The sequence below is a fragment of the uncultured Bradyrhizobium sp. genome (assembly GCF_947648125.1).
Taxonomy (GTDB): Bacteria; Pseudomonadota; Alphaproteobacteria; order Rhizobiales; family Xanthobacteraceae; genus Bradyrhizobium.
The window spans coordinates 13,548-26,785 of record NZ_CANSMR010000004.1 but is presented as its reverse complement, the minus strand read 5'-3'; the positions used below and the strand labels follow the sequence as shown (position 1 = coordinate 26,785).

Annotated in this window: 10 protein-coding genes; 4 read left to right on the top strand and 6 right to left on the bottom strand. The window is 65.1% G+C overall.

The features are described 5' to 3' along the window. Position 1 precedes the first annotated feature (1 nt). Together Q0030_RS09520 and Q0030_RS09515 are read left to right on the top strand one after the other, a co-directional pair. A complete protein-coding gene (locus tag Q0030_RS09520) occupies positions 2 to 979 on the top strand; it encodes a type II secretion system F family protein (protein ID WP_298365842.1) in 978 nt (325 codons plus the stop codon). A 9-nt stretch (positions 980 to 988) separates the two neighbouring features. Beyond that, positions 989 to 1,963: a type II secretion system F family protein gene (locus Q0030_RS09515; protein WP_298365840.1), complete on the top strand. Its 975-nt coding sequence runs from the start codon at positions 989 to 991 to the stop codon at positions 1,961 to 1,963. 166 nt (positions 1,964 to 2,129) lie between these two features. On the opposite strand, the gene Q0030_RS09510 is transcribed toward Q0030_RS09515, so the two are convergent. Continuing rightward, a complete protein-coding gene (locus Q0030_RS09510; RefSeq protein ID WP_298365838.1) occupies positions 2,130 to 2,927 on the bottom strand; it encodes a tetratricopeptide repeat protein in 798 nt (265 codons plus the stop codon). Between the two features lie 207 nt (positions 2,928 to 3,134). On the opposite strand from Q0030_RS09510, the gene Q0030_RS09505 reads away from it, so the two are divergent. Together Q0030_RS09505 and Q0030_RS09500 are read left to right on the top strand one after the other, a co-directional pair. Next, complete coding sequence (locus Q0030_RS09505; RefSeq protein WP_298365836.1) at positions 3,135 to 4,514, top strand: leucyl aminopeptidase family protein; 1,380 nt, start codon at positions 3,135 to 3,137, stop codon at positions 4,512 to 4,514. Next, positions 4,507 to 5,349 (top strand): NlpC/P60 family protein, encoded by an 843-nt coding sequence (locus Q0030_RS09500; protein ID WP_298365834.1) that lies wholly within the window; start codon positions 4,507 to 4,509, stop codon positions 5,347 to 5,349. Before Q0030_RS09505 ends, Q0030_RS09500 begins: the two co-directional genes overlap by 8 nt. A 116-nt stretch (positions 5,350 to 5,465) precedes the next feature. Here the strand turns inward: Q0030_RS09500 and Q0030_RS09495 are convergent, their stop codons facing one another. Genes Q0030_RS09495 through Q0030_RS09475 form a run of 5 tightly spaced genes read right to left on the bottom strand, consistent with a single transcriptional unit; the run spans position 5,466 to position 13,184 of the window. After that, positions 5,466 to 7,091 carry an ABC transporter ATP-binding protein gene (locus Q0030_RS09495; RefSeq protein WP_298365832.1) on the bottom strand — a complete coding sequence of 542 codons (1,626 nt, stop codon included), beginning with the start codon at positions 7,089 to 7,091 and terminating at the stop codon, positions 5,466 to 5,468. A gap of 3 nt (positions 7,092 to 7,094) precedes the next feature. Next, on the bottom strand, positions 7,095 to 8,279 hold the full coding sequence (locus Q0030_RS09490) for an ABC transporter permease (protein ID WP_298365830.1): 1,185 nt from the start codon (positions 8,277 to 8,279) through the stop codon (positions 7,095 to 7,097). After that, positions 8,279 to 9,388 (bottom strand): microcin C ABC transporter permease YejB, encoded by a 1,110-nt coding sequence (locus Q0030_RS09485; RefSeq protein WP_298365828.1) that lies wholly within the window; start codon positions 9,386 to 9,388, stop codon positions 8,279 to 8,281. The genes Q0030_RS09490 and Q0030_RS09485 overlap by 1 nt, the downstream gene beginning before the upstream one ends. Positions 9,389 to 9,391: 3 nt before the next feature. Beyond that, a complete protein-coding gene (locus Q0030_RS09480) occupies positions 9,392 to 11,263 on the bottom strand; it encodes an extracellular solute-binding protein (RefSeq protein WP_298365826.1) in 1,872 nt (623 codons plus the stop codon). 16 nt (positions 11,264 to 11,279) lie between these two features. Next, positions 11,280 to 13,184, bottom strand: coding sequence for an extracellular solute-binding protein (locus Q0030_RS09475; RefSeq protein WP_298365824.1), 1,905 nt, complete (start codon positions 13,182 to 13,184; stop codon positions 11,280 to 11,282). Positions 13,185 to 13,238 lie beyond the last annotated feature (54 nt).

Below are 13,238 nucleotides of genomic sequence, written 5' to 3'. Positions count from 1 at the left end.
GATGCAGACGCAAACCCTTGCCCTGGCCTTCCTCGCCGCCACCACCGTGGGCGGCATCGCCTGGGTCTTCCTCTATCCCTACCTTTCGGGGGAAAAGAAAGCCGAGTCGCGCCGCGCATCGGTGGCGCGCAGCGAACCGTCGACGACGCGAAGCACCGACCGCACGCAGCGCTCCCGCCGCGAGCAAGTCGAAGGATCGCTGAAGGAGCTCGAAGCGCGTCGGCAGAAGGACAAGAAAGTCCCGCTCGGCATGCGCATCTCGCAGGCCGGACTGGAGTGGTCCGAGCAGAAATTCTGGATGATCTCCGGCGCCCTCGGCCTGTTCGGGTTCGGCGCGGCATTCATGGTCGGCGGAGGCCTGCTCGGCGCCGCCGGCATCGGCTTTGCCATGGGTCTCGGCCTGCCGCGCTGGCTGCTCGGCTTCCTGAAGAAGCGGCGGGAAAAGGCCTTTCTGAAGGCGCTGCCCGACGCCGTCGACGTCATCGTGCGCGGCATCAAGGCCGGCCTGCCGCTGTTCGAATCGCTCAAGGCGGTCGTCAACGACGCATCTGAGCCGTTGCGCAGCGAGTTCCTTGCCATCATCGAGACCCAGGCGATCGGCATGCCGCTCGGCGAGGCCTGCGCCCGGCTCTACGAACGCATGCCGCTGCCGGAAGCGAACTTCTTCGGCATCGTGATCGCGATCCAGCAGAAGTCCGGCGGCAATCTGTCGGAAGCGCTCGGCAACCTGTCACGGGTGCTGCGCGACCGCAAGAAGATGGCCGAGAAGATCCAGGCGATGTCGATGGAAGCGAAAGCTTCCGCCGCCATCATCGGCTCGCTGCCGCCGATCGTGATGATCCTCGTGTTCCTCACGACGCCGGACTACATCGCCCTGCTGTGGACGAACTCGATGGGCCAGCTCATGCTGGTTGCCTGCGCCGTCTGGATGTCGATGGGCGTGCTGGTGATGAAGAAGATGATCAACTTCGATTTCTGACGGTGCAGCATGATTGATATTCTGGTCGCCAAGCTCCACGACGTCAGGTTCATGACCATGCTGCTTGCCTTCATCGCGACAAGCGCGACGGTCTACACGTTGGTAATGCCGCTGCTCGCCGGCGGCGACCTCAACAAGCGTATGAAGGCCGTCGCCAGCGAGCGCGAGCGTCTCCGGCAGCGTGAGCGCGATCGTCTCGCCAAGACGGAGAAGGTGGCGCTGCGGCAGACCCCGAAGCAGGTCGTCTCCCGGGTGGTGGACGATCTCAACCTCACGAAATGGCTCGCCCAGGAAGCGGCGCTCGAGAAGCTCGTGATGGCGGGCTATCGCGGCCACGCCCCCTACGTCACCTTCTTGTTCGCCCGCGCCGTGGCGCCGATCGTGCTGCTGCTCGGCGCCATCGTCTATACGTTCTTCATCGCGGGCGCGACTTGGTCGCTCACGCTCAAGATCGGCATTTGCGTCGGTGCGGCCTATGCCGGCCTGCAGGCGCCGATGTTGTTCCTGAAGAACGCGATCTCAAAGCGCCAGCTCCAGATCAAGCGCGCCTTCCCTGATTCGCTGGACCTGCTGCTGATCTGCATCGAGTCGGGCATGTCGGTCGAGGTCGCGTTCCGCAAGGTGGCCAACGAGATCGCCGGACAGTCGATCGCGCTGTCGGAGGAGTTCGCGCTGACGACCGCCGAACTGTCGTATTTGCAGGACCGCAAGTCCGCCTACGAGAACCTGGCGCGCCGCACCGGGCTCGAAGGCGTGAAGTCGGTGTGCATGGCGTTGCAGCAATCCGAACGCTACGGCACGCCGCTCGGCCAGAGCCTGCGCGTGATGGCGCAGGAAAACCGCGACATGCGCATGAACGAGGCCGAGAAGAAGGCGGCGGCGCTGCCGCCCAAGCTGACCGTGCCGATGATCCTGTTCTTCCTGCCCTGCCTGTTCATCGTGATCCTCGGGCCGTCCTACATCAAGATCGCCACGATGCATTGAGCGGCGCCGCCGCGGACGGCTGCCTTCCCCTTCCCCCCGAAGGGCGAAGGTCGGGATGGGGCGGGCGCGGACGACACTGCGGAGAGAGCAGATCCCCACCCGCTTGCTCTGACGAGCAAAGCGACCTCCCCTTTTCAAGGGGAGGTGTGGAAGTTGCCGTGTTGGCTTAATCGTCCTTGGCGACAACCGGCGCGGCGCGCGAGGAAATCCGCGGGCCGTCCTTGCGGTTCAGCATGTCGCGGAGATAGGCGACATTGGCCGCCGCCTCATCCGCCGGCAGGTCGGCCTTGACGATGGTCTCGGCTTCCGCGAAGCTGCCCTGCAGGCCGACGACCAGCGCAAGGTTCTGCCGGATGCGGGTGTCGGCGCGGGCGCTGGCATAAGCCTTGCGCAGCGTCTCTTCCGCCTTCGGCAATTCCTTGGTCAGCATGTAGGACAGGCCGAGATTGGACAGCACCGACGGCTCGTCAGGGGCCAGTCGCAGCGCACTGGTGTAGTAGCGCCGCGCTTCCTCGTGCCGGTTCAACTTGTCGAGCGTGGTTCCCTGCACCGACAGGATCCGCCAGTCCGGATTGTCCGGACTGTGCGCGCGGCTCAGCACGTCGAATGCGGCCTGCGAATTGCCGTTGTCGGCGAGCGCACGGCCATAGGCGGCGAGCAGCGGCTTGTTGCCGGGGCTGGCGAGGGTGGCCTGCTCCAGCACGGCGCAGGCCTGCGAACGCTGTCCGCTCATGCGCAATGCCTGGCCGTAAGCGATCGCGGCGTCGGCATCCTTGGGATTCTTGCGATAGCGCTCGCCATAAACCTCGAGATTGCGGCGCGGATCGTCCGGCGCCGGATCGGACCTGGACGCGATCGATCCGGTGACGTCGGACATGGTCTGGCAACCGCCAAGTCCGGCGGCGAGGACCGCCACGAGGGCTGCGGAAGTAAGATGCCGGGTCAAAATGGACTGTCGACGCATGGCACTGTGACTCACGAAATCGGGCAAATGGATCGAGCCGAGCGTGCCAGCAATAGACTGTTAACCCTAACGTCTGGTTAACTGCGGCACTGGCGACCGGTGCGCCGGTTCCAATCGCCGAAGGTCGCGTCAACCGCGGGCGCGCTACCATCCACGGCGAAAGGCGTGTTAGTCACCAGCAACGACGCCAGAACAGCCGAGAGCCGCATGCCATCCATGTTCGAGACCGCACCCACGACCGCCGTCACGCCGATCACCTTCGTCAGCAAGGCGACATGGGATGCGATCCGCAGCGAGTTGCCGGCGCCGGCGCGCCAGTTCGCGGAGGCCAATGACTTTGCCGCCAAGCCCGGCAAGGCCCTCGCGCTGCCGGCAGCCGATGGCGGCATCGCGCAGGTGCTGTTCGGCCTCGAGGATGCAGACCACAAGGCGCGCGACCCGTTCCGGCCCGGCGCCCTGCCCGGCCTGCTGCCGCCGGGCGTCTACCGCTTTGGCAATGCGCCGCATGACACGCGACTTGCCGCGCTCGCCTTCGCGCTCGGCTGCTACCGCTTCGGCCGCTATCGCAAGAACAAGACCCCCGAGGTTCGCCTGGTGCCGCCCGATGGCGTCGACGCTGCGGAGATTGCGCGGATGGCGGATGCCGCGGCATTGGCGCGCGACCTCATCAACACGCCGTCCAACGACATGGGCCCGGCCGAGCTCGCCGAGGCGGCGCGCGACCTCGCAACGCGATTCGGCGCCGCCTTCACCTGCATCGATGGCGACGAGCTCGCGCAGAACTTCCCGCTGATCCACGCCGTCGGCATGGCCTCGACCCGCGCGCCGCGGCTGATCGATCTGAGCTGGGGCGATCCGGCCCATCCGAAGGTGACGCTGGTCGGCAAAGGCGTCTGCTTTGACACCGGCGGGCTCGACCTCAAGCCGTCGAGCGGCATGCTGATCATGAAGAAGGACATGGGCGGCGCCGCCAACGTGCTGGCACTGGCGCAGATGGTGATGGACGCGAAGCTGAAAGTGCGGCTACGCGTGCTGATCCCGGCGGTCGAGAACGCGGTTGCCGGCAACGCGTTCCGCCCGCTCGACATCTTCAAGTCGCGCAAGGGCATCACCGTCGAGATCGGCAACACCGACGCCGAGGGGCGGCTGGTGCTCGCCGACGCGCTGGCGCTGGCCGACGAGGAGACCCCGGACCTGCTGGTTGATCTCGGCACCCTGACCGGCGCAGCGCGCGTGGCGCTGGGCCCGGATTTGCCGCCGTTCTACACCAATGACGAGGCGCTCGCCGGCGACGTTGCAGCTCATGCGACCAGCGAGAACGACCCGTTGTGGCGGATGCCGCTATGGCCGGCCTACGATGCCTGGCTCGACTCCAAGACCGCCGACATCACCAACGCGCCGTCGGGCGGTTTCGCGGGCTCGATCACCTGCGCGCTGTTCCTGCAGCGCTTCGTCGAGCACGCCAGGAGCTGGCTGCATGTCGACATCTATGGCTGGACGCCGTCGGCAAAGCCCGGCCGCCCCGAAGGCGGCGAGTGCCAGGCCGCACGCGCGATCTACAAATTGCTGAGCCAGCGCTATGCATGATCCCCGCTTGACGCCGGCCCGCGCCGACCTCGCCGCGAAATATCTCGAAGGCAAGGTGAAGGCTGCGCGCTTCGTCGACGGCGAGACCTTCGAGGTCGGCGACGCCATTGCGCCGCTGCGGCGGGCGCCGGCGGCCGATGCCGAACAGATGACGCAGGCCCTCAGGGGTGAACGCGTCACGGTGTACGACCGCAACGGCGAAGGCTGGGCCTGGGGCCAGCTCGCCGATGACGGCTATGTCGGCTGGATTGCCGAGGCCGCGCTGACGGCGCCCGGCGCCGCACTGACGCACAAGGTGACGGCGCTGCGCACGCTGGCGTTTCCGGGACCGTCGATCAAGCTGCCGCCGGTCGAGGCGCTGGCGATGGGGACCAAGCTCGCAATCACCCACGAGGACGGCCCCTTCGCGGTGACCCGCGAGGGCTCGCATCTGCCGCGCCAGCATCTCGCCACTCTCGACACGATGGCGCCGGATTTCGTCGCAATCGCCGAGCAGTTCATCGGCACGCCCTATCTCTGGGGCGGCAAGTCGAGCCTCGGCATCGATTGCTCGGGCCTGGTGCAGATCGCGCTGACTGCCGCCGGCACCGGCTGCCCGCGCGACAGCGACATGCAGCAGGACGGGCTCGGCCGCGAATTGACGACAGCGGAATCGAAGCATCTGCAGCGCGGCGACCTGATCTTCTGGAAGGGCCATGTCGCCATCGTGCGCGATGCGACGACGATCGTGCATGCCAACGCGCATCACATGGCAACGGTGGCGGAGAACACACACGCCGCCATCGCGCGGATCAAGGCCGCCGGCAGCGACGTGTTGGCGATCAAGCGGCTTTGATCCCGTCATTACGGGGCGACGCGCAGCGTCGAACCCGGAATCCATTCATCCACCGAACGTGCGGGCCGATGGATTCCGGGCTCGCGCTTCGCGCACCCCGGAATGACGCGTAATAGCTACGTCGCCACCGTCCCCTCGCCGGCCGCTTCAATGCGGAACGCTGCGGCGAACAGCGCGCGGGTGTAGTCGCTCTTTGGATTCTTGAACAGTTCGGAGGCCGGCCCCTCCTCCTCGACCTTGCCGGATTTCATCACGATCAGATGGCTCGCGAGCGAGGCAACCACGCGCAGATCGTGCGAGATGAACATGTAGGTGAGGTCGCGCTTGCGCTGCAGGTCGCGCAACAGATCGACCATCTGGGCTTGCAGCAGCATGTCGAGCGCGCTGGTCGGCTCGTCCAGCACCACGAAGTTCGGCTCCAGCACGACCGCGCGCGCGATCGAGATGCGCTGGCGCTGGCCGCCGGAGAATTCGTGCGGATAGCGGAAGCGCCAGTCGGGATCGAGGCCCACGTCCTTCAGCGCCTTGATCACCCGCGCCTCGCGCTCCTCGCGCGACAGCTGCTTCTGGTGCACCTCGAGCCCCTCGGCGATGATGTCGGCGACCGACATGCGCGGGCTGAGCGAGCCGAACGGGTCCTGGAATACGATCTGCATGTCGCGGCGGAACGGAAGCATCTGCTTGAAGCGCAGGCCCTGGATGTCCTTGCCGAGGAACACGATCGAGCCATCGGACGAAATCAGCCGGAGCAGCGCCAGCCCGAGCGTGGTCTTGCCGGAGCCGGATTCGCCGACGACGCCGAGCGTCTCGCCCTTGCGCACCGCGAGGCTGACGCCATCGACCGCCTTGATGTGGCCGACGGTCGAGCGCATCAACCCGCGCTTGATCGGAAACCAGACCTTGAGATTGTCCGCCGACATCACGACCGGCGCGCCCGGCTGCGGCGGGGCCGGATCGGGCTTCGGCTCGGCCGCCAGCAGCGCCTTTGTATAGGCGTGCTTCGGCGCGGTGAAGACCTGCTCGACCGGGCCCTGTTCGACGATCTTGCCGTTGTTCATGACACAGACGGTGTCGGCGATGCGACGAACGATGCCGAGGTCGTGGGTGATGAACAACAGGCTCATGCCGAGCCGGGCGCGGATCTCGGCCAGCAAGGCGAGAATCTGCGCCTGCACGGTGACGTCGAGCGCAGTGGTCGGTTCGTCCGCGATCAGCAGATCGGGCTCGTTGGCAAGCGCCATCGCGATCATCACGCGCTGGCGCTGGCCGCCGGACAATTGATGCGGATAGCTCTTGAGCCGCGTCTCCGGCTCGGGGATGCCGACCTGGCCGAGCAACTCCAGCGTCCGCGCCCGCGCCGCCGCACCGCTAATGCCGCTGTGCAGCGACAGGATCTCGCCGATCTGGGATTCGATGGTGTGGAGCGGATTGAGCGAGGTCATCGGCTCCTGGAAGATGATCGAGATGTCGTTGCCACGAATCCCGCGCATCTCGCGTTCCGATGATCCCAGCAGATCGCGGCCCTTGAAACGGATCGCCCCGGAGGGATGCGACGCCGCCGGATAGGGCAGCAGCCTCAATACCGACAGCGCGCTGACCGATTTTCCCGAGCCGGACTCGCCGACCAGCGCGGTGCATTCGCCGCGCTTGATCGAAAAGGAGACGCGATCGACCGCAAGCGAGCGGCCGAAGGCGACGGAGAGGTCGCTGACGTCGAGCAGGGGCTGGTTGGTCGCGTCCATGCGTCAGCCCTTCGAGAACGTCTTGCGCGGATCGAAGGCGTCGCGCGCGGCTTCGCCGATGAAGATCAGGAGCGACAGCATGATCGCGACCGAGAAGAAACCGGTCAAGCCAAGCCACGGCGCCTGCACATTGGCCTTGCCCTGCGACAGCAATTCACCGAGCGAGGGCGAACCGGGCGGCAACCCGAAGCCGAGGAAATCCAGCGCCGTCAGCGTCATCACCGAGGACGAGACGATGAACGGCAGGAACGTCATGGTCGCGACCATCGCGTTCGGCAGCAGGTGGCGGAACATGATCACGCGGTTGGAGACGCCGAGCGCGCGCGCCGCCTGGATGTATTCGAAGTTGCGGCCGCGCAGGAATTCGGCGCGGACCAGGCCGACCAGCGAGACCCACGAGAACAGCAGCAAGATGCCGAGCAGGATGAAGAAACCCGGCGGCAGCACCGCCGAGATGATCAGCAGCAGATAGAGCGAGGGGATCGCGGTCCAGATCTCGATGAATCGCTGGAAGCCGAGATCGATCCAGCCGCCGAAATAGCCCTGCACGCCGCCGGCGGCAATGCCGATGATCGAAGACAGGATGGTCAGCGTCAGGCCGAACAAGACCGAGATGCGGAAGCCGTAGATCAGCCGCGCCACGACGTCGCGGCCCTGATCGTCGGTGCCGAGCCAGTTGTATTCGAGGTCGCGGCAGCCGCTCAGCCCCTTGCGCTTCACCACATCCGCGCACTGCTTTTCGGTCAGGAGCCAGGTTGGCTTCGACGGCACCGCGGTCGGCGGGTCGAGGTTGCGGCTGTCGTAGGAATAGCGGATCGGCGGCCAGATCATGCTGCCGCGCTTGGCGGCGATCTGTTTCTGCAAATAGGGATCGCGATAGTCGGCCGCGGTCTCGAAGTCGCCGCCGAACGTCGTTTCGGCATAGGTGAACACCACCGGCCAGTAGAGGCGGCCGTCATACTTGACGACCAGCGGCTTGTCGTTGGCAATGAAATTGGCGAACAGCGACAGCACGAACAGCACGAGGAATATCCAGAACGACCAGTAGCCGCGACGGTTCGCCTTGAAGTTCTGCCAGCGCCGCTGATTGAGCGGCGACGGCGCGAAGGCGTGGCGGGTGGCGGGCACCGCCTCGCCCATCGGCGATTGCGTCGTGGTCTCGACCGGCTGGGGCGCGAGCATCGTCATCAGACCTCCCGCGCCTCGAAATCGATCCGCGGATCGATCCACATATAGGCAAGATCGGAGATCAGATTGACCACCAGTCCGACCAGCGAGAAGATGAACAGCGTTCCGAACACCACTGGATAATCGCGGTTCAGGACGCTCTCAAAGCCGAGCAGGCCGAGCCCGTCGAGCGAGAAGATCGTCTCGATCAGCAGCGAGCCCGAGAAGAACGCGTGGATGAACGCGCCCGGGAAGCCCGCGATCACGATCAGCATCGCGTTGCGGAAAATGTGGCCGTACAGCACCTGGCGCTCGCTGCAGCCCTTGGCGCGCGCGGTCATCACATATTGCTTGCGGATCTCGTCGAGGAACGAGTTCTTCGTGAGCAGCGTCATGGTGGCGAAGGCGCCGAGCGCCATCGACACTAGCGGCAGCGTCAGGTGCCAGAAATAATCGATGATCTTCCAGTACCAGGGGAATTGCGACCAGCCGTCCGAGGTCAGGCCGCGCAGCGGGAAGATATTGAGGAACGAGCCGCCGGCAAACAGCACGATCAACAGGATCGCGAACAGGAAGCCGGGGATCGCAAAGCCGATGATGATCACGGCCGAGGTCCAGGTGTCGAACCGCGAGCCGTCCTTCACCGCCTTGCGGATGCCGAGCGGGATCGAGATCAGATAGGTCAGCAGCGTCATCCAGATGCCGAGCGACATCGAGACCGGCAGCTTCTCCTTGATCAGCTGGATCACGCTGACGCTGCGGAAATAGCTGTTGCCGAAGTCGAACCGCGCGAAATTCCAGACCATCAGCGCGAACCGCTCGGGCGCCGGCTTGTCGAAGCCGAACTGCACCTCGAGTTTCTTGATGAAATCAGGATCGAGCCCCTGCGCGCCGCGATATTTCGAGTTGATGGCGCCGGCCGCCCCGGCGCCCTGGCCGCGCTGCGCGCCGAAATCGCCACCCCCACCCGAGACGCGCGAGGTGCCGCCGGTGTCGGCGCCGTTGATCTGCGCGATGACGCGCTCGACCGGACCGCCGGGGGCAAACTGCACGACCACGAAGGAGACGAACAGGATGCCGAGCAGCGTCGGCAGCATCAGGAAGATACGTCGGGCGATATAGGCGCTCATCGGCTACTTCGCCTGCTCGAGCTTCGCGGCCTTGGCCGCATCGTACCACCAATTCTCCGGCGCGCCGACGCCCTGGGTGTATTTTGCCAGCTTCTCGGTATGGCCGAACTGATCCCAATAGGCGATCGGATGCGTGTTGCGGTACCATTGCGGCACCCAGTAGCGACCGGCGCGAAACACGCGGTCGAAGGCGCGGCAGGCGACCGTCAGCTCATGGCGGCTGTTCGCGCCGATGATCTTCTCGATCAACTCATCGATCGCAGGATTGGCGATGCCTGCGAGATTGTAGGAGCCCTTGGTCTTCGCTGCCTGGGAGGAGAAGAATGGCCGCATGCTGTCGCCGGGCGTCGCCGAGAAGCTGAAGCGCTGCATGGTCATGTCGAAATCGAAGTCTTCCACCCGGGCGCGGTATTGCACCGCATCGACCAGGCGGAACGTCGCATCGATGCCGAGCGTGCCGAGATTCTTGATGTATGGCCCGTGGTGCGGTTGCAGCGAGGGCTCGTCGTTGAGGAATTCGATGGTAATGGGCGTGCCGTTCGGCAGCACGCGCTTGCCGTCCTTGACCACGCAGCCGGCCTCGTTGAGCAGTTGCACCGCCTTGCGCAGCAGCGCACGGTCCTGACCGGAGCCGTCTGACATCGGCGGCACGAACGGCAGGCCGAACACCTCGTCGGGCACCTGGCCGCGGAACGGCTCGAGCAACGCAAGCTCCTCCGGTGAGGGAGGCCCTTCCGCCACCATGTCCGAGTTCTGGAACGGTGAGACGGTGCGCGCATAGGCATCGTACATGATGGTCTTGTTGGTCCACTCGAAGTCGAAGGCGCAGATCAGCGCCTCGCGCACGCGTGGATCCTTGAACTTGTCGCGGCGCATGTTGATGAACCAGCCCTGCGCACCGGACGGCGTGTCGTCGGGCAGCGTCTCGCGCTTGACCCGGCCGTCCTTGACCGCGGGGAAATCGTAGCGTGTTGCCCAGACCCGCGCGGTGAACTCCTCGCGGAACAGATAGCTCTTCGAGGTGAAGCCCTCGAACGCCACATCGCGGTCGCGATAGAATTCGTAGCGCACGGTGTCGAAATTGTAGCTGCCGCGATTGACCGGAAGATCGGCGCCCCACCAGTCCTTGACGCGGTCGTATTCGACGTAGCGGTTGACCTCGAACCGGCCGACCCTGTACGGCCCCGAACCGAGCGGCGCATCGAGCGTCGATTCCTCGAACGAGCGCGTCGCGTAGTAGGCCTTGGAGAAGATCGGCAGGCTCGCGACATAGAGCGGCACGTCGCGCGCGCGACCCGCTGCGAAGGTCACCACCACGGTCGCGTCATCGGGCGCCTCAGCCTTGACGAAATCGCGGAGCTGCACCTGGATCAGCGGATGCCCCTTTTCCTTCAGTGTATTGAGCGAGAAGGCGACATCCTGTGCGGTCAGCTTCGAGCCGTCATGGAAGCGCGCTTCGGGGCGCATGGCGAAGCGGTAGGTCAGCTTGTCGGGCGAGATCTGCACCGACTTCGCGGCAAAGCCGTACATTGCGTCGGGCTCGTCATTGGCGCGCGACATCAGCGCCGCGAACGTCATGTCCATGCCCTGCGCGCCCTCGCCTTTCAGGACATAGGCGTTCAGCGAGTTGAAGGTGTAGTAGGACTGGTTGTAGGCCCGCACCCACGGAATCACCGAGAACGCGCCGCCCTTCGGCGCTTTCGGATTGACGTAGTCGAAGATTTGGAAATCCGCGGGATATTTCAGGTCGCCGAACACCGACATGCCGTGCATGTCGGCCCCGTTGTCGGCCACTGCCGGTGCAGTTCGCAAGCCTGCAGCACTCAACGCACCGATGCCGAGGCCGAGTGCGTGCCGACGGGAGAATAGCGCCATGCGCGGATCCTTGGGCTTATGAACGCTTGAGCTTGGCTGCCTTGTCGGCGTCGTACCACCAAAGATTTGGGAATCCTGAAACCGCGTATTTCGGCAGCGGATCGGGATGGCTGAAGCGATCCCAATAGACATAGCGCTGCTTGTCGTAATTGAAGTGTGGAACGCAATAGAAGTTCCAGAGCAGAACCCGATCCAGCGCCTTGGCGGCGGCGATCTGATCGGCGCGGCTGTTGGCGAAGATGATGCGCTCGATGATGGCGTCGACGGCCGGATTCTTGATGCCGGGAAGATTGTTCGAGCCCGGACGGTCGGCAGCCTGCGAACCGAAATTGTCGCGCTGTTCGTTGCCGGGCGAGATCGACTGGCCCCACACCTGGGTGACCATCTCGAAATCGAAATCGCGCACCCGGTTCTGGTACTGCACGGTGTCGACGGCGCGCAGATTGACGGTGATGCCGAGGCGCTCCAGGCTCGGCTTGTAGAACAGCGTGATCCGCTCCATGCCGGAATCGCCGCTGTTGCCGAGGATCTCGACCGTAAACGGCTGGCCCGAGGAGTCGACCAGCTTGCGATCGCGGATCTCGAAGCCGGCTTCCTTCAACAGCCGCGTCGCCTCGCGCAGATTGGCGCGCACGTTTTCCGGCGTGCCGCCGACCGGGTTCGCGTAGGGCGTGGTGAAGACGTCCGGCGGCACCTTGTCGCGCACCGTCTCCAGGATCTCGAGCTCCTTGCCTTCCGGCAGGCCGGTCGCCATCAGATCGGGGATGCCGTCGAAATAGCTGGAATCGCGATGGTACTCGCCGGTCGAGAGCACGCGGTTCATCTCTTCGAAATCGAACGCATAGTTGAAGGCCCGGCGCAGCCTGGGGTCCGCGAATTTCGGGCGCCTCAGGTTGAACACCCAGCCCTGCATGCGGCCCTGATTGCGGACGGTGAAGAGCTCCTTGAGCAGGCGGTTCTCACGCACCGGGGGGACGTCGTAGGCCGACGCCCATTCCTTGGCGCTGCGCTCGTTGTACCAATCGAACCCGTCAGCCTTCAGCGCCTCGCGCGCGACGGTGTCGTCGCGGAAATACTCGTAGCGCAGTTCGTCGAAATTGTTCTGCCCGATCGCAACGGGGATGTCCTTGCCCCAGTAATCCTTGACGCGCTCGAGCACGACCGATCGTCCGGCGACGAACTCCTTGATCTTGTAGGGGCCCGACCCAAGCGGCGGCTCCAGCGTGCTCGCGGTGATGTCGCGCTTCTTGCCCTGCGCGTCGGTGCCCTCCCACCAATGCTTGGGCAGGATGATGAGCTGGCCGGTGATCATCGGCAGCTCGCGGTTGCCCGGGCTGTCGAAGGTGAACTTGACGTCGCGGTCGCCGATCTTCTCGGCCTTTGCGATATGCCGGTAGTAGGCGCTGAACATCGGGCTGTTCGCCTTCAGCGCCTCGAAGGAGAAAATCACGTCCTCCGGCGTGACCGGCTTGCCGTCGTGCCAGCGCGACCCGGGACGGAGGCGGTAGATCACGTAGGAGAAATCGTCGGGAAAGGCCGCAGCCTCGGCGAGCTCGCCGTAATAGGTGTCGGGCTCGTCGAGGGAAGCTTCCATCAGCGAGTCGTAGATGCGGGCGACCGCCGCGGCGACGGTGCCCTTCAATCCCGCAACGACCAGGTTGAAGCTATCGTAGGTGCCGGGCTGGAACAGCCGCACCACGCCACCCTTCGGCGCGTCCGGCTTGACGTAGTCGTAGCGCTTGAAGTCAGCCGGGTACTTGATCTCGCCGTAGGTGGAGAGGCCGTGGCGCCATTTCAGCCCGTTGGGGGCGTCGTCGGCGAGCGCCGGCGTGATCGCCGACAGGCTGGAGTTCAGTCCGAGCGCGGGAGCGAGTGCCGCCAGTGCGCTGCCTTGAAGGAGGTGTCGTCGGGTGATCGCCAAATTCGGTGTTCCTGCTTGCGGCCCCGGTTACATGGGACCCAATATAAGGCAACG

Bases quoted from the DNA above. Each gene is read 5' to 3' on its own strand.
- Q0030_RS09520 (WP_298365842.1), top strand. From the start codon at position 2: ATGCAGACGCAAACCCTTGCCCTGGCCTTCCTCGCCGCCACCACCGTG.
- Q0030_RS09515 (WP_298365840.1), top strand. From the start codon at position 989: ATGATTGATATTCTGGTCGCCAAGCTCCACGACGTCAGGTTCATGACC.
- Q0030_RS09510 (WP_298365838.1), bottom strand. From the start codon at position 2,927: ATGCGTCGACAGTCCATTTTGACCCGGCATCTTACTTCCGCAGCCCTC.
- Q0030_RS09505 (WP_298365836.1), top strand. From the start codon at position 3,135: ATGCCATCCATGTTCGAGACCGCACCCACGACCGCCGTCACGCCGATC.
- Q0030_RS09500 (WP_298365834.1), top strand. From the start codon at position 4,507: ATGCATGATCCCCGCTTGACGCCGGCCCGCGCCGACCTCGCCGCGAAA.
- Q0030_RS09495 (WP_298365832.1), bottom strand. From the start codon at position 7,091: ATGGACGCGACCAACCAGCCCCTGCTCGACGTCAGCGACCTCTCCGTC.
- Q0030_RS09490 (WP_298365830.1), bottom strand. From the start codon at position 8,279: ATGACGATGCTCGCGCCCCAGCCGGTCGAGACCACGACGCAATCGCCG.
- Q0030_RS09485 (WP_298365828.1), bottom strand. From the start codon at position 9,388: ATGAGCGCCTATATCGCCCGACGTATCTTCCTGATGCTGCCGACGCTG.
- Q0030_RS09480 (WP_298365826.1), bottom strand. From the start codon at position 11,263: ATGGCGCTATTCTCCCGTCGGCACGCACTCGGCCTCGGCATCGGTGCG.